The sequence below is a fragment of the Sphingomonas sp. genome (assembly GCF_964263785.1).
Classification (GTDB): Bacteria; Pseudomonadota; Alphaproteobacteria; order Sphingomonadales; family Sphingomonadaceae; genus Sphingomonas.
This window is the reverse complement of record NZ_CAXVWL010000026.1, coordinates 56,533-72,641: the sequence shown is the minus strand read 5'-3', so window position 1 is coordinate 72,641 and position 16,109 is coordinate 56,533. Positions and strand designations below refer to the sequence as shown.

Genomic DNA, 16,109 nt, shown 5'->3' with positions numbered 1-16,109 from the left:
CCATCCGCCGCTATCGCCCGATCAACCGCTTGGCGATCCGGTCGGCGACGTCGGACGCAGGGTCACCGGTACGCTCGCTCTCGTCCCAGACCTCGTCGAGCCGCGCCGGGATGCGGTCGATCCGCGCATTCACCTCGGCCTCGTCGCCAAGCCCAAGATATTCGAGCCCGACATTGATGATGCCGCCTGCGTTGATGACGTAATCGGGGGCATAGACAATGCCGCGCTCGTGGATGCGGCGGCCGTCCTCGCGGGTGGCCAGCTGGTTGTTGGCGCCGCCTGCAACCACCGGCGTGCGGAGAGCAGCGATCGATTCCGCGGTCAGGATCGCGCCGAGCGCATTGGGGCTGACGACGTCGGCCTCGACCCCGAGGATCATGTCCGCCGCCACCGCCGTACCGCCCAGCTCCGCGGCGAGCGCCTCGGCACGGCGTGCGTCGACGTCGGCGAGCGTCAGCACCGCGCCATCGGCCGCGAGCAGCCGCGCGAGCCCACCGCCGACCGAGCCGACTCCCTGGATCGCGACTCGCACGCCGCGCATCTCGTCGACGCCGAGCGCACGCTTCGCGGCTGCCTTGACGCCGAGGTACACGCCGCGCGCGGTGTACGGCCCCGGATCCCCACCGGCGCTGCCCGCCGCCACCGGCAAGCCGGAGACGTGCCGGGTCTGGCCGGCGATCACCTTCATGCTCGCCTCCGACATGCCGACGTCCTCGGCGGTGACGTAGCGACCGCCAAGCGATTCGACCGCGCGGCCGAACGCCTCGAGCTGAAGCGGAGTGATCGCATCACCGGGGCGCGCCGCCAGCACGACGCCCTTGCCGCCGCCCATCGGCAGCCCGGCCATCGCGTTCTTGAAGCTCATGCCGCGCGACAGCCTGAGCGCGTCGGTGATCGCGCCGTCGCTGCCGGCATAATGCCAGAAGCGCACGCCGCCCGCCGCCGGGCCCAGATGCGTCGAATGGATGGCGATCACCGCCTGCAAGCCCGATGCCGGGTCGGTGAACAAATGGACGCCCTCATGGTCGTCGAAGTCGGGGAAACCCCATCCGATCGTCATCATCGCTCTCGGGAAAAGAAGTGGGGCGACCGACGGGACTTGAACCCGCAACATCCGGCATCACAAGCCGACGCTCTAACCAATTGAACTACGATCGCCGCGAGACCCGCGCCCCTAGCGGTCGGGGTCGGGCGGCGTCAAGGCCATCAGAAGCGTCCCTCGACCGAAAGCGTGTAGCCGCCTGCCCCCTCGACGAAGCCGAGAGCCGCCAATCGCGAGAGCGCGGCGGGATCGGCGGGCTGGAGGGTGACGGTCGCGCGGTAGTTACTGTCACCCTCGATACGCAGGTCGACGTGCTCGGCGCCCGCCTGGCTGGCGAGCGGGATGAGCAGCGCTTTGCCCTCGCACCGGATCGCGCCGCTCAGCGACTGCGGCAGCGCAACGCCCGCAAAGTCGCCGGCCAGAGTCGCGCGGATGCGACCCTCGGCAGCAGTGCACGTGCCGTCGTCGAAACGGACGCTGACCGCATCGAGCGCGAGCGCGGTCACCGGCAGTGGCGCAAACAGCCGTCCCGGGGCAATCGTCGCGGTGAGGTCGTCGGCGCGTACCCCGCTGCGGCTGACCCCGACCGCGCCGTGGAGCGCGAGGGCCGGCGTATCGGCATGCGAATCGAGTTCGATGCGGGCACGGCCCAGCACCAGCGGCCACGGAGATAGATGCGCATCGAGATCGCCGAGCGCCACGTCGCCGAAGCGTGCGTCGCGCAGTTGCCCCGCCCAGACGCTGCCCACCGCCGCGCGCGCGGTCAACCCTGCGTCGCCGACCCCTGCGAGGCCCAGTATCAGGCGGAGCGGCACGAACAGGAGCAGCGCCAGGGCGAGCATGGCACCGAACAACGCAGGCCGCGCGGTCGCGAGCCGGATACGCCTCATGCGCCACGCGCCTTGAGCAGCAGCACGGCGCCGACGGTACGGTCGCCGTGATCGGTCAGCGTCGCCGCATCGACCAGCACCCCGCGTGATTCGAGCCGCGCCAGCCAGCCTGCGAGCGCGCCCGGCCGGGCCGACTGGATCGTCGCGCGGACCCGCCCGGCGCCATCGGCATCGGCGGTCGCCAGCGCAAAGCCTGCGTCGGCGGCTTCGGCACGGACGATCTCGGTCAGGTCGCCGGTTACCGGCGGACGACGCCGGACCGCGTTCAGGCGATCGACCCGCGCGATCGTCGCGCCCAGGCGGTCGACCGCATCGGCATGGCGTTCGCGCGCACTCGACAGCGCATCACGCACGGGAAGGACGATGCCGCCCCAGAGCAGGGTCAACGCGGCGAGCGCCGCCGCGACCAGCAGCAGGCGCCGTTCGCGGAGCGACCGCGTGGCGAACCAGGCACGCACCCCGCTCATGACGCGCTCACCGTCAGCTCGCCGGTGACACGACCGCCCGCCGCCTGGAACACGCCAGCCCGCGCCACCAGCCCGCGCGCCTCGATCGCGCGCTTGAGGTCGGTCGCCAGCGCCTCGCGCTCGCATGCGATGCCGAGACGCAGGTCGCCATTGGCCTGGAAGTCGAGCGCGGTCAGTTCGGTGCCCGGCGTCGCGCGGATCGCGTCGTATACCGCAGCGACGGTCGCGCTATAGCCCAGCCCCGGCCCACGCACCCGCGACAGTCGTTCATCGAGCTGGCGATCGGCATCGGTCACGGTCTCGCCGCGCGGCAGGCCGGTACGCGCGAGAACTTCGGCACGCGCTTCGAGTGCGTCCGCTGCAAAGGCGTAGCGCGCGATGCGGATGAGGTCGATCGCCAGCGTCACTGCGAGGATCGCGAGTCCCAGCAGCGCAAGGCGTCGCACCAACGCCCAGTCGACCGCGCGGCGGCGGCGCCGCGCGAACGGCCCTTGGCGCAGGTCGAGCGCGGGTGCGGCGATCGCGGCGATCACTGCCGTCTCGAGTGCCGCGCGGTCGAGCATCACGGGCGCCTCTCCCGCAGTCACCAACTCGGTCAGCCGCGCCTCGTCGGCAAAGCCGGTCGCGCGACCGCGCAGGAGCGCGGCCCCCGCGATCTCGCCACGGACGAAGCCGTGATCGGGGCGCGGCAGGAGCATCGGCGCGGGGACGATCGCGACCGGGTCGACGCCGGCCGCCGCCATGTCGGCGAGCCACGCGCGCATCGTGTCCGCGCCGACGACCGCGATCGGGCGCTCGTCCCCAATGCTCCCGCCGCCTTCATCGCCGATAGCAACGTGGAGGTCGGCGGCGGGCGCGGCGCTCGCTTCCGCGGCGAGGATGCGCGCGGCAGCAACGGCCTGGGCCGGCGAGCGCGACGGCAACTCCGCCCAGTGGAGCGTAACCGACTCCGCAGGCGCCACTGCAACCGTCGGTTCGTCGCCATCAGGCACACCATCGCCCTCCCCAGCGACACGCGCATCCGCGATCCGCCACCAGCGATAGCCGGCGTCGCCGGGAAGGCGGTATCCGGCGTCGCCGAGAGGGCGGTATCCGGCGTCGCCGGCGGGAAGGAACAGGACGGTGGTCACGATCGCTCGCCCCATTGCCGCGTTGCGAGCCTTGGCGGAAGCCTCGTCGCGTCGATCAGCGCGTGTTCCTCCAGCGAACCCGTTCCCACCCGAACGTCGATCGCCAGCGCGAACCACCCGCTCTTGACCGCGGTCTGCCCGGCAGCCTCTCCGGTCGACAGCGACGAGAGCGCGGACTGGGTCCAGAAAGCGGCGGTGCTGGCATAGCCCTGTGCCGGTCGCGACAGCAGCGCGCGACGTGCGGTCTCGACAGGAAGCGTGTCGGGCAGGAGCATCGCAAGCAGCGGCGCTTGTTCGGGGAGCAGGGTGTTGACGTTGATCTTGGCTGGCTGCGCGACCGGCAACGCACACACCCACGGACGTAGCGCGGCATAGACTTCGGGCGTCATGCCGTTGAGCGCGCGCAGCTCGCTGGGGTCGGCCATCAGCGTGCCCGCGGTGCGATAGGACGGGTCGCGGCCCTGATATGTGAAATCCTCCGCCCCGCCCGCCTGCACCTCGCCATCGGTGTCGATCCAGTCGGCAGCGGCGCCCGCGACCTGATCGGCGACCTGCGGCGGCGTGCCGGTCAGCCGCATGAGGCGTGCGAAGACCTGGCGCTGCACAGGTGCACTTTGGTAAACTCCAGGCCCGATCTGCACGACCAGGCCGTTGAGGTTGAAACAGTCGCCGCCGTCGCTTACCCGAGCGGTCGCGACGCCGCCACCGGGCAGTGGCAGCGTGAAGGGCTTGCCGCTCCAGCCGCCCACGAGCGTCGTGCGATTGCCCTCTATGAGCGGTCCGATCCGCGCCAGTGCGAGCGCCTCGGCCGCTTGGGCGTAGCTGCGCAGCTGCTCGGTCGTGCCGGCATTCCCGGCGATGCGAGTCGACAGCCGCAGCTTTTCCAGCGCGGTCGCCGCGATCACCGCGACGATCGCAACGAGCAGCAGGACGGTGAGCAGCGCGGCCCCGCGTTCTCCGGGGGTATTGGGCTCAGCCACCGGCGAGTGCCGGGGGTGCATAGCCGGTGCCGACGAGGAACATCTGCCGCCACGTCGTGCCGTCTGTGCGGACGATCGTCAGTTCGGTGGCATCGGGAAGCGGCGCGCCCTGAGCGCCATCCCACCGGTCGCTCCATGCGCCCCGGAAGCGGTAGCGCAGGCGCGCCTGGCGCACGCGGGTCAGCATCGCCGCGGCGGGCAGCGGCTGTGCGCCGTCGACCATGGGATAGGCGACGCGCTCCAGCGTGCCCGACTCTACGCGGTATGCGACCTTTTGCGCGGTCGAGCGCGGCGCGGCGTCGACATTGCTCCAGCCGAGCCGGACAAGCGCCAGCGTTGCGGCGTCCCCCGTGAAGGCGGGGCGGAGCGTGCCGCCCTCGTCGCGGGCCGGACGATTGGTCGCCTGCGCCAGGTCGGCGGACAGGATCGACACCGTCCGCCCCAGCGCCGCCGCATCGTCCAGCTTCGCGCCCGTGGCGGCTTGCGAGCGGACGCTGAACGACAGGATCGCCACACCCGCTGCGGCGATCATGCCGAAGATCATGAGCGAGACCATCACCTCCACGAGGGTGAAACCGTGTTCGCGGGATGGCGTCACGACGTCACGCTCGCCGGGCGCACCATCGTCGTGCGCGCCAGCACCTGGCCAGTGCGATCGGCGACCGAGACGTCGATGCGGACGATGCGCGGGTCGCCGGTGCCCGAGACGACGCGCGTCCAGGCCCAATCGCGTCCGGCGTTCGCGCTTCGTCCGTCGGAGCGGCCGATAATGGGCGCCTGCGCTTCGGTCACGGCCTCGACCGCAACGGTGCGCGCGACCATCTGCGCGGCGATCGTCGTGTCGAGCGTCGCCGCGCCGCGGATCGTCGCGCCCTCCAGCCGCATCAGCGCCATCGCCGCGAGGCTGAACACGACCAGCGCGACCATGACTTCTATGAGCGTGAACCCACGGGGCTTAGCCATCGACGCGCACGCTGCCATCGGCGGCGATCGTGACGGTCGCTGCATCGTCCCCGCGAACCAGGCGAACGTCGGCGCTGCGGTCCGTCATGCCGGTGGTATCGAAGGTGATGCGCACCCGTCCCGTCGCGCCGGTCGAGGCGCGGGTGCGCTCGTCCCAGCGTTCGACGCGCAGCGGCTTGTCGGCGATGGGGATCCAGCCGCCGTCTACCCGCTGGTCGAAGCCGTAACCGCCGCCGCTGATCCACAGCGCGGTCGGACGGCCGCCGACGATGGCGAGGTCGTGCGCGGCACGCGCGCGGACCGCGAAGCGCGCGGCCTCCTCCGCGACACGCCCGCGCGACGGAATCGCCAGCATCGCGATCGCCGACGTCAGCGCGATGACGGTGACGACCACCATCAGCTCCACAAGTGTGAAGCCGTGTTCGGCGGAACGCCTCACGGGGGTGAACTCCCGCTGCTTACTGCCAGCTGCCGATATCGGCATCGATCCCCTCGCCGCCTTCCTTGCCGTCAGCGCCATAGGTCCAGACGTCGGCCTCGCCGTGCTGCCCGGGCGATGCGTAGAGATATGCGCGGCCCCACGGATCGTTGGGCAGGCGCTTGACGTAGCCGCCGCGCTGGTAGCGCGATGCGTCGGCGCCCGCCGGTGCCGCGACCAGCGCCTGGATGCCCTGCGATGTCGTCGGAAAGGTGCTCATCTGGAGGCGGTAGAGCTCCAGGCCGTTCTCGATCGTCGCGATGTCGGCCTTGGCCTTCTGGATGCGCGCGGTGTCGCCCGAGGGCAGGACGTTGAGCGCAACGATGGTCGCGAGCAGGCCGATGATGACGATGACGACCATCAGCTCGACAAGGGTGAAGCCCTCCTCTTGCTTCCGCCGTTTCCTTTGTTGGGTACGCATGTCTGACCTCTACTGGCCTGCCAGCGTGTTGAGCTGGAGGATGGGAAGCAGGATGGATAGCACGATCGTCGCGACGATGCCGCCCATGATGACGATGATCGCGGGTTCGAGCAGCGACAGCGCGGTGGCGGTGAAGCGGTCGAACTCGCGCTCCAGGTAATCGGCGGCGCGCTCCAGCATCTCGTCGAGACGGCCAGCGGCTTCTCCGCTCGCGGCCAGGTAGGTCAGCAGCGGCGGGAAGACCCCTGCGCGGCGCATTGCGGCCGACAGGCTGCCGCCGCCGCGGATCGCGTCGACCAGGCTGTCCGACGCGACGCGCAGGCGGCGGTTGTGGATCGTGCCCGCGGTGAGCGTCAGCCCTTCGAGCAGCGGCAGGCGGCTGGCGACCATCGTGCCGAGGGTGCGCGCCATGCGGGCGGCGTGGAGGTCGCGCAGCAGACGGCCCAGGAGCGGTACGCGGAGCAGCCAGGTGTCGAAGGCCAAGCGGATCGCCGGGTCCTTCAACGCGCGCCATGCCGAAAGTGAGCCTAAGGTGAGGCCAATGAGCCCGACCCACCACCAGCCGACGAGGACGTCCGACACCCATATGATAATGCGAGTGAGTAGCGGCAGCTGCTGCCCGACAGTGTCGAACTGCTCGACGACTTGCGGCACGACGAACATCATCAACGCGGTGACCACGCCCAAGGCGACCAGCGCGAGGATGGCGGGATAGGCAAGTGCGGTGATGAGCTTGCCGCGGATTTCGGCCTGGCGTTCGAGCAGCGCCGCCAAGCGGTCGAGGATCGTCGGGAGCGTTCCCGAGCTTTCGCCCGCGGCGACCATGGCGCGGTAGAGCGGCGGGAAGCTCTTGGGCGCGCGCGCCAGTGAATCGGCTAGGCGGCGGCCTTCGACGACGCCGGCGTGGACCTGCGCAACGATGCTGCGGACGCTCTCCTGTTCGGTCTGCTTGGTGATCGTGCGGAGTGATTCCTCCAGCGGCGAGACGCGGTTGAGGGTGGCGAGCTGGCGGGTGAAGAGCGTCAGGTTCTTGCCCGACATCTTGGGAGCACCGAGGGTGAGACCGAACAGCGGGCGCGCCTTGGGCGTGGGCGGCGCGCCGGGTTCCAGGCGGACGACGTAGAGCTTACGCGAGTCGAGAACGCCACGTGCGGCGTCGGGCGTGTCCGCGGCGACGTGGCCGCGGCGCTCCTGGCCGCGGGTGTCGATGGCGAGATAGTCGTAGTCAGCCAACGCGCATTCCTCCCCGGAACGGGGAGGGGAACCAGCCGAAGGCTGATGGAGGGGCAGCCCCACAGGCGGCGGTGCATGGAGCTGCCCCTCCACCACTCGCTTCGCGAGCGGCCCCCCTCCCCGTTCCGGGGAGGAACAGGGTTGCCCTATGCATCCACCGCATCCGTCGCATCGCGCCGGGACACCCGCACCGCTTCCTCAGCCGTCGTGACCCCCTGTTCCACCATCTCCCGCGCCGCCACCGCAAGGCTGGGCCCACGCGCGAAGGCGTGGGCAGCGATCGTGTCTTCGTCCGCGCCTTCGTTGATCCCGCGGCGCACGAAGTCGTCGACGCGGACCGCCTCGAACACGCCGACCCGGCCCTTGAAGCCCGAGCCGTTGCATGCCGGGCAGCCCACCGCTTCGTAGACGATCGTGTCGGGGGCGATGCCGAGGAGGGTCGCGACGGTACCCTCCGCACGCACCGGGTTGCGGCATGCCGGGCACAAGCGGCGCACCAGCCGCTGCGCGATCACCGCACGCAGCGTCGAGGCGAGCAGGAACGGCTCGACCTTCATATCGCGCATCCGGGTGATCGCGCCGATCGCGTCGTTGGTGTGGACCGTCGACAGAACCAGATGCCCGGTCAGCGAGGCCTGCACCGCGATCTCGGCGGTTTCGCGGTCGCGGATTTCGCCGACCATGACGACATCGGGATCCTGGCGCAGGATCGCGCGCAAGCCCGCCGCGAAGGTCAGGCCGACCTTGGGGTTGACCTGGGTCTGCCCTACCCCGTCGACGGCGTACTCGACCGGGTCCTCGACGGTCAGGATGTTGCGAGTGCCGTCGTTCAGGCCGCGCAGCGCCGCGTAGAGCGTCGTCGTCTTGCCCGAACCGGTCGGCCCCGTGACCAGGATGATACCGTTGGGCTCGGCGAGCGCGTCGGTGAGCAGCGCGTGGAGCGACGGGGTGAGACCGAGCGCGGCCAGGTCGATGCCCGCGTTTTCCTTGTCGAGGATACGCAGCACGACGCGCTCCCCGGCGCGCGCGGGGAGCGTCGAGACGCGGACGTCGAGCAGCTTGCCACCAAGCGTCAGCCCCATGCGGCCGTCCTGCGGCACGCGCCTTTCCGCGATGTCGAGGCGGGCCATGACCTTGATTCGGCTGACCACCACCGGCGCGACGTGCGCGGGCATCCGCATCGTCTCGCGCAGCACGCCGTCGATGCGCATGCGCACGACAAGGCCGCTTTCGTACGGCTCGATGTGGATGTCGGACACGCCGTTGCGGGTCGCGTCGGCGATGATGCCGTTGATGAGCCGGATCGCGGGGGCGTCGTCGGCGGTGTCGAGCAGATCCTCCGCGGTCGGCAGGTCGCCCGCCAGCAAGTCGAGCTCGCCCATTCCGCCCATCGCAAGAGCGGACGCTTGGCCGTCCATGGCGTAGGCGGTCGCGAGGAGGCGGTCGAAGGCGGGGGCCTCGACGAAGGCGATGTCGAACGGACGCGCCAGGTGACGGCGGAGTTCGAGGAGGGCGCGCGGATCTGCGCCTTCGCGCATCGCGATGCCGTCGCCGTCTAGGACGACGCCGAACTTGCGGGCGAAGTGGTAGGGGATCGTCTTTTCTCCCCTCCCGCTCGCGGGAGGGGTCGGGGGTGGGAACGACGTAGCCTCAAGTGTCGCGCTCGCGGCTCCGTCGGGCCCACCCCGGCGTTCCGCGCCTGCCCCTCCCGCGAGCGGGAGGGGGGAGGCTTCGATTTCCTCACCCGTGCGGATGATCACCGCTTCGGCTCCGCCGCGCCGCGCACCACCGGCACGGCGATGTTCGGGTCTTCGATATTCCCACGCATCGGCGCGCTCGGGATCGGCGGGGCGGCGTTCATGTATTCGCGCACCAGCTGGTCGATCGACGGCTCCACGCCGGGGTCGGCATAGCCCTGGAGCGCGCGGAGGTAGCCGTAGCGTTGTTCAGTAATCCGGCGCGAATCCTCGGGGGTGCGCAGGATCGTCGGGCGGATGAAGACCATCAGGTTGGTCTTGGTCCGCGAGCGCGCCTTCGAGCGGAACAGGACGCCCAGGCCCGGAATGTCGCCGAGCAGCGGGATCTTCTCGATCGTCCGCCGCTCGTTGTCGTCGAGCAGACCGCCGATGACGACGATGTTGCCGTCGTCGACGGTGAAGGTGTTCTCAATCCCGCGCTTGTTGAAGATCAGTTCGCTGTTGTCGCTCGACACCGGCCCCGCGACCGAGCTGACCTCGAGCCGCAGGTACATTTTCAGCGAGCCAGAGGAATTGATCTGCGGCTTCACATCCAGCTGGATGCCGACGTTCTGGCGCTGGACGGTGCGGAAGGCGTTGTCGAAATTGGTGCTGAGCGCCTGCCCCGTCGTCACCGGCACCTCCTGCCCGACCAGGATATGCGCCTGCTGGTTGTCCAGCGTCGTCAGGTGCGGAACCTGGAGCAGATTGGAGCTGGTGTCGCTCTTCACCGCGTTGATGATCGCGCCGAAGATCGTGTCGCCGCTGCGCCCGCCGATACCGCCGAAGCCGCCGCTCGCACCCAGGATCGAGGCGATCGCGGATTGCGCCAGCGTGTTGCTGATCGTCGTGTCGGTGCCGGTGACGACGTTCTGGCCGTTGATCGTCGTCGTGGTCGTCGCCAGCGAGCGCGCGCCGATGGCGCCGGCGATGCTGAGCAGATTGGGCGCGGTGTTGCTGAAGCTCGATGCGGCGAACGCCCCGCCCGAGATGTTGCCGAGCAGGAATTGCGCGCCCAGGCGCTTGGCGGTCGCGTCGGAGACTTCGGCGACGATCGCCTCGACCTGCACCTGCTCGCGGCGGACGTCGAGCTGGCGGATGACGTCGCCGAGCTGACGCTGGACGTCGGCCGGGGCGGCGATGACGATCGCGTTGGCGCCGGCAAAGCGCGTGACGACTGCGGCGGTACGGCCCCCTTGCGTGCTGATCGCGGCGCGCTGGCCATCGGTCGCGTTGGCCGAACCGCCGCCGCCGGTCTGGATCGGCTGGGTGCTGACCGGCGCGCTGACCGTCGTGGAGGGCGATCCGCTGTTGTTGCTCTGCTGGAAACTGCCGCGGGTCAGCGTAGTTTCCTGGATCGCATCGGGCTGCTGACCGACGAGCTGCTGGAGGACCGGGAGAAGCTGTTCGGCGTCGGCATTCTCCAGCGCGATGACGCGGATTTCGGTGCCGCTGCGCGCCTTCTGGTCGAGGTCGGTGGCGACCTGCGCGAGGCGGGCGACGGTGGAAGGATCGCCGCGCAGGACAATCGAGTTCGAGCTCTCGATCGCGGCGACCGACGTGCCGGTGGCGCTGGTGGCGGCAGCGCCCGGCGCGCCTCCTCCGGCCGCCCCGGTGCCGAGCAGGCCCGACAGCGCGGCGGCAATCTCCTTCGCCCCCGCGTTGCGCAGCGTCACCACGCGGGTGGAGGCGGTGTCGGTGTCGATCCGGCGCAGCACTTCGCGCACCCGGCGGATGTTGTCGGCGAAATCGACGACGACGATGCTGTTGCCCGCACGGTTGGCGGTGACCGACCCCTGCGCGCTGACCAGCGGACGAACGGTCTCCACCGCGCTGGTCGAATCGATCGAGCGCAGCCGGACGACTTCGGTGACGTAGGCGTTGCGGTTCGCACCCGCCGATCCGACCCGGCTGGGTTGGGCGGCGGCATTGTCGAGCGGCTGGACGCGGAACGCACCGCCGGTGGTGGGCACCGCGACCAGGCCGTTGGCGCGCAGCGTCGAGAGGAATATCTCGAAATATTCGGACCGGCTCAAGGGGTGATCGGTGACGACGGTCACCTTGCCCTGCACCCGGCTGTCGATGATGAAGGTGCGCCCGGTCACCTTGGCGGCATCGGCGATGAACGCGCGGATGTCGGCATCGCGGACGTTGAGCGTCTGCTGTGCGTGCGCCTGGCCAACGGGCGCAAGAGCGCACACCGGTGCGAGAGTGACCGCCACTGCGACGGCAAGGATACGCTTCACTTGGGCTGCCCCGCGATGGTGATGGCGAGCGACAGCGTCTCCTGGCCGCGCTCGACGGTGATCGGCACGTTGCCGCCGTTCGCGTAGTCGCGGGCGATCCGGTCGAGGTCTTCGGGGCCGCCGACCGGGCGTCCGCCGAGCGAGGTGACCACGTCGCCGTCGCGCAGGCCCGCTGCACGGAACGCCGTGCCCGAGCCTTGCGACCGGACGACAAGTCCGCTCACGCGCCCGCGGTCGATGCGGGGAATGAAGCCTACGTCCTGCTTCAACTGCGCAAGCGTGACCCCGACGCCTGGCTGTGCGGGCAATGCCCCGCCGGGCTGGGCCGGAGCGACGCCGCCTGACTGATCGAGGAACAGGTCTTCGGCCGCGCCGCCGCGGTCGATCGTGACGTGATCGAAGGCGACCGCCTTGAGCGTGACGCCGGGCTGGATCTCTTCGCCCACCGCGATGCTGCGCTGGATGCCGTCGGCGCCAGCGAGGATGGCCGAGCCGCGCCCCGATGCCTCGTCGACGCGAGTGCCGAACAGCGTCAGCTGGAGCGAGGTGACCGTAGCCGGCGCGCCGGTGTTGCCCAGCCGGAAGAACGGATCGAAGCCGGTCAGCGTCGCGACCGGCGATGCGACCTCCGCCACCGGTGCCGGGCGCCAGTCGCCGAGTGGCGAGACGGGGGTGAGGATCGTCCAGACCAGCCGCGCCGCCTGCACCGCCAGCCCCGCGAGCAGCACCAGCTCGGCCGCCGAATAGACGTTCACGCGCGGCAGCCGCCGCAGGATCGCACGCCCGCGCGCGTCGAGTTTCAATCGCATTCGTTCATCCGTCCCACCCGCGCACGCATGCCACGTTACCGCGGCGCGTCAATCTCTTGCAACCGGCGCGTCTTGCAAAGCGCGGGCGACGCGGCAGGATGGCGCGATGACCGACACCACTTCCGGCAATGGCCTGCCCGGTGCTCCCGTCGTCGCGCGGCTGATGGCGGCCGGCGGCGTGCAGCGGGTGCCCGGCCCCAAGCTCGACCTGTTTATCGCACGCGGTGTGCTCGACGCGGGGCTGTGCGCGGCGCTGGTCGCGCGGATCGACGCGGTGCGGCGCCCCTCCACCATCGCCGACGCCAACGGCGACGCGGGCTATCGCACCAGCGAAACCGGCGACCTCGACCCCGCCGACCCGCACGTGATCGAGGTCGAACGGCGGATCGCGGCGCTCACCGGAATCGCGGCGAGGCATGGCGAGCCGCTCCAGGGACAGCGCTATGCGGTGGGACAGGAGTTCAAGGGGCATACCGATTATTTCGAGCCGACCGGGCTGGACTATCAGCGCTATTGCGGAGTGGCGGGTAACCGGACGTGGACGGTCATGATCTACCTCAACGTTCCCGACGCAGGCGGCGCGACCCGGTTCAAGGCGGTGGACAAGATCGTCCAGCCCGAGACCGGCAAGCTGGTCGCCTGGAACAACCGCCGCGCCGACGGCACGCCAAACCCGGCGACGCTGCATCAGGGGATGAAGGTGCGGGCAGGCGTGAAGTATGTGATCACCAAATGGTTTCGCGAGGGGGTGTGGGGGTAGTTTTCACCTCTCCCTCCGGGAGAGGGAGAGAGCGGCGTAGCCGTGAAAAGGGGAGGGCGAGCAGTCCGGGTCACCCGCATCCTTCCCACTGCCAGCGGCAGCGGCCCCTTTCCCCCTCCCGGAGAGAGCGGGATCAGAAGGTGGTCGACACCCCCAAGGAAAACACCCGGCCCAGATTGTAGCGATTGATGAACACCTCGTTGCCGTTCGCGAAGGTCTGGCTCTCGCGGTACTTCGTGTGGGTCAGGTTGCGCGCCTCGAACTTCACCTCGACCTTGCTGCCTGCGACCTCGACGCCCTGGCGCGCGACCAGGTCGACGCGGATGCCGGGATGTTCGACGATGTCGGGCTGGAACGCATCGCCGCCGAGCAGCGACGGCCCGCGGTTGGTCACGCGGTTGCTGGCATAGTTGAACAGCAAAGTCGCCTGCGACAGCGATGCGGTGTCCTCGACCCCGATCTGCAGATTGACGAGATGGTCCGACTGGCCGGTCAGCGGCGCACCGTCGCGGAACAGCTTGTTCGCGGGGCCGAACCCCGACGGGCAGCCGAGCAGCCCCGGCGCGCCGGGCGTCGCGGACGACGACGGATTGGGCACGCACGTGCCATCCGCGACGATCGACGACTTGGTGTAGGTGTAATTGGCGACCAGCACGCCGCGCACCGTTCCGAACGCCTCGCCCAGCGCGGCGAGCGGCACGTATTTCTGCACCTCGACCTCGCCGCCGTACAGCGACGCGCGCGGCAGATAGGTGAAGCCGGTCTGCAAGCGGTCGTCCGCGCCGGTGTAGAAGCCGACCTGCTCGATCGGATTGTCGATCCGCTTGTAGAAGCCCGCCAGCGTGAAGCGCTGGTCGCGCGCGAAGAACCATTCGTAGCGCGCCTCCAGATTGTAGAGCTTGGAATCGCGCAGATTGGGGTTGCCGAAGAACAGCCGGTCCGAATCGGGATCGCGGAACTGCTGCGGCGCCAGCTCGCGGAACTGCGGCCGCGACAGCGTCTTGGAGGCGCTGGCGCGAAGCTGCATGTCCGGCGCGAAATTCCACGTCAGCGTGGAGGCGGGCAGGAAATAGTCGTTCTTGAGCCGCGTGCCCGTCGTGCCGATCGGCGTCACGCGCTCGTTCGCGGTTTCGTGGCGCAAGCCGATCACCGCGCGCAGCCCGTCCGCGGCTTCCGCCTCGGCCTGGACGTAGCCCGCGTGGATGCGCAGCGCCGCATCGTAACGATAAGCGCCCAGCGGGGTATTGAACTGGAGCTGGAGCGAGCAGAAATTCGCCTGGATCTGCGGGCACGCGTTGTTGAGGACGTCCGGCCCGATCAGGTAATCGGGACGGAGCAGATTGGCCGGATAGCCGGGCACGGTGCCGCCGCCCAGACTCGTCTGGTAGTTGAACTGAAGCCGGCTCGAGGTGCGCTGCGTGTCCGAATAGAAATAGCCCGCCGACAGCGTCGCCGGGCGATCGAGGTCGAGCTTGTACGCGGCGTCCGCCTGGCCGGTGTACAGATCCTCGTTCAGCTCGGAAAATACGATTGACGCGAACGGCGTGAAGCGGCCGGTCACCTGGTACGCGCCGTTGCACTGGAACCCGCCGGTGACCGGGGCGCCGGTGGTGGTGATCGGCAAGCCATTGGTGGTCGTCGACGAGCACAGGTAATCGAATTGCCGTTCGTAGGGCGCGTTGCGTTTCGAATTGGCATAGGCGCCGCGTGCATCGATACTCAGATTGTCGGTCGGCTTGAACTCGCCGACCAGCTGGCTTTCGAACAGCTGGCGCTCGAACCAATTGGTGTTCTGCTGGAAGCGCAGGCCGCTGGCGTTATTGTACTGCGTCGCCGCCGCCGCACGCCCCTGTTTGAGCGTGTCGTGGATATAGACGTTGGTCCAGCGAATGGTGTTCTCGCCCCATTCCAGGCCCGCACCGATCAGCGCATTCGCGACGATCCGATTGTCGGTCAGCACGGTTCGGAAATCGTTGCGCAGCGTGCCTTGAGCAGTGACCGAATCCTGCTGCACCGCGTCGCGGGTGCGGAAGGTGTTGCTGAGGCTGAGCGACGCGATCACCCCGAGCCGGCTGCCGCCCAGATCGTAGACCGATCCGCCGCTGAGCTCGCCAGACCAGTTCGCGGGCAGATGCCGGTCGCGCTGGAGCAGGGTCGTGCGCGCGTTGTTGAGCAGGCCGACCTGCGCCGCCGCGATCGTCCCGCTGCCGTCGGGCGCGTTGCGGATGAAATCGGGCACGTTGCGGGTGCCGTCGTCGAAGCCGATCCAGTCGGCACCGCCACCATAATAGGTGTAGCCGAGCCCGCCCGTCGTCTCGTCGTCGGCCGAGATCGTGGCGCCGCCGGAGATGAAGTTCTTGTCCGGGATCGCCTTGGTCGTCAGGTTGATGATGCCGCCGCCGAACTCACCGGGATAGTTCACCGAATAGGTCTTCTGGACGACCGCGGAACCGACGATCGTCGTCGGGAAGATGTCGAGCGGCACCGAACGGCGCAGCGGCTCCGGCGATGGCAACGGCGAGCCGTTGAGCAGCGACGACGAATAGCGATCGCCCAAGCCCCGAACGTAGACGAAGCCACCGCCAACCACCGACAGACCGGTGACGCGGGTGAGTGCGCCCGCGATGTCGCCTTCGCCGGTGCGCGCGATGTCCGCCGCGGAGAGCACCGACGTCACCTGCGCGGTGGCGCGGATCGTGTTGGGGATGTTGCGGCCGACGACGACGATATCGCCGAGGTCCGCGCCCGGCGCCGAGACCTCGACCTGGTCACCCGCTTGCGCATCGGCCTGCCCGTTCGTCTGCGGCGTATCGGTGGCGGGCGTGCTGGTGGTCGCGGCCGGCGGCGGCGTGCTCGGCGACGGCGATGCGGTGCCCCCCGTCGTCTGCGCGAACGCGGGCGGCGCGGCGAGCATCGACGACAGCAGCAGGAGCCTGGCGAAACGTCGGTGCATC

The 16,109-nt window shown here is 69.6% G+C and carries 15 protein-coding genes and 1 tRNA gene; 1 reads left to right on the top strand and 15 read right to left on the bottom strand.

What is annotated here, in order from left to right; genetic code table 11:
• Positions 1–10: 10 nt before the first annotated feature.
• The 14 genes from ACE5C1_RS04210 to ACE5C1_RS04145 form a co-directional block, all read right to left on the bottom strand.
• Positions 11–1,060, bottom strand: coding sequence for a Glu/Leu/Phe/Val dehydrogenase (locus ACE5C1_RS04210; RefSeq protein WP_374942838.1), 1,050 nt, complete (start codon positions 1,058–1,060; stop codon positions 11–13).
• A gap of 21 nt (positions 1,061–1,081) precedes the next feature.
• Positions 1,082–1,158, bottom strand: a tRNA-His gene (locus ACE5C1_RS04205).
• A gap of 48 nt (positions 1,159–1,206) precedes the next feature.
• Positions 1,207–1,932 carry a type II secretion system protein N gene (gspN, locus tag ACE5C1_RS04200; RefSeq protein ID WP_374942806.1) on the bottom strand — a complete coding sequence of 242 codons (726 nt, stop codon included), beginning with the start codon at positions 1,930–1,932 and terminating at the stop codon, positions 1,207–1,209.
• Positions 1,929–2,399, bottom strand: coding sequence for a type II secretion system protein GspM (gene gspM, locus ACE5C1_RS04195; RefSeq protein WP_374942805.1), 471 nt, complete (start codon positions 2,397–2,399; stop codon positions 1,929–1,931). The genes gspN and gspM overlap by 4 nt, the downstream gene beginning before the upstream one ends.
• Positions 2,396–3,529, bottom strand: a complete 1,134-nt coding sequence (gene gspL, locus ACE5C1_RS04190) for a type II secretion system protein GspL (RefSeq protein WP_374942804.1) — start codon at positions 3,527–3,529, stop codon at positions 2,396–2,398. Before gspL ends, gspM begins: the two co-directional genes overlap by 4 nt.
• Positions 3,526–4,509 carry a type II secretion system minor pseudopilin GspK gene (gene gspK, locus ACE5C1_RS04185; RefSeq protein ID WP_374942803.1) on the bottom strand — a complete coding sequence of 328 codons (984 nt, stop codon included), beginning with the start codon at positions 4,507–4,509 and terminating at the stop codon, positions 3,526–3,528. The genes gspL and gspK overlap by 4 nt, the downstream gene beginning before the upstream one ends.
• Positions 4,502–5,107 (bottom strand): type II secretion system minor pseudopilin GspJ, encoded by a 606-nt coding sequence (gspJ, locus tag ACE5C1_RS04180; protein WP_374942802.1) that lies wholly within the window; start codon positions 5,105–5,107, stop codon positions 4,502–4,504. The genes gspK and gspJ overlap by 8 nt, the downstream gene beginning before the upstream one ends.
• Positions 5,104–5,472: a type II secretion system minor pseudopilin GspI gene (gene gspI / locus ACE5C1_RS04175; protein WP_374942801.1), complete on the bottom strand. Its 369-nt coding sequence runs from the start codon at positions 5,470–5,472 to the stop codon at positions 5,104–5,106. Before gspI ends, gspJ begins: the two co-directional genes overlap by 4 nt.
• Positions 5,465–5,911, bottom strand: a complete 447-nt coding sequence (locus tag ACE5C1_RS04170) for a type IV pilin protein (RefSeq protein WP_374942800.1) — start codon at positions 5,909–5,911, stop codon at positions 5,465–5,467. Before ACE5C1_RS04170 ends, gspI begins: the two co-directional genes overlap by 8 nt.
• 19 nt (positions 5,912–5,930) lie before the next feature.
• Complete coding sequence (gene gspG, locus ACE5C1_RS04165; protein WP_374942799.1) at positions 5,931–6,371, bottom strand: type II secretion system major pseudopilin GspG; 441 nt, start codon at positions 6,369–6,371, stop codon at positions 5,931–5,933.
• Positions 6,372–6,380: 9 nt separating this feature from the next.
• The gene (gspF, locus tag ACE5C1_RS04160; protein ID WP_374942798.1) at positions 6,381–7,604 is read right to left on the bottom strand and encodes a type II secretion system inner membrane protein GspF; all 1,224 of its coding nucleotides are present in this window, start codon (positions 7,602–7,604) and stop codon (positions 6,381–6,383) included.
• Positions 7,605–7,750: 146 nt separating this feature from the next.
• The gene (locus ACE5C1_RS04155; RefSeq protein ID WP_374942837.1) at positions 7,751–9,199 is read right to left on the bottom strand and encodes a GspE/PulE family protein; all 1,449 of its coding nucleotides are present in this window, start codon (positions 9,197–9,199) and stop codon (positions 7,751–7,753) included.
• Between the two features lie 161 nt (positions 9,200–9,360).
• On the bottom strand, positions 9,361–11,562 hold the full coding sequence (gene gspD / locus ACE5C1_RS04150; RefSeq protein WP_374942836.1) for a type II secretion system secretin GspD: 2,202 nt from the start codon (positions 11,560–11,562) through the stop codon (positions 9,361–9,363).
• A 20-nt stretch (positions 11,563–11,582) separates the two neighbouring features.
• The gene (locus ACE5C1_RS04145; RefSeq protein WP_374942797.1) at positions 11,583–12,395 is read right to left on the bottom strand and encodes a type II secretion system protein N; all 813 of its coding nucleotides are present in this window, start codon (positions 12,393–12,395) and stop codon (positions 11,583–11,585) included.
• A 106-nt stretch (positions 12,396–12,501) separates the two neighbouring features.
• Between ACE5C1_RS04145 and ACE5C1_RS04140 the strand changes: the two genes are divergently transcribed.
• Complete coding sequence (locus ACE5C1_RS04140; protein ID WP_374942796.1) at positions 12,502–13,155, top strand: prolyl hydroxylase family protein; 654 nt, start codon at positions 12,502–12,504, stop codon at positions 13,153–13,155.
• A gap of 133 nt (positions 13,156–13,288) precedes the next feature.
• Here the strand turns inward: ACE5C1_RS04140 and ACE5C1_RS04135 are convergent, their stop codons facing one another.
• Positions 13,289–16,108 carry a TonB-dependent receptor domain-containing protein gene (locus tag ACE5C1_RS04135; RefSeq protein ID WP_374942795.1) on the bottom strand — a complete coding sequence of 940 codons (2,820 nt, stop codon included), beginning with the start codon at positions 16,106–16,108 and terminating at the stop codon, positions 13,289–13,291.
• Position 16,109: the final 1 nt, after the last annotated feature.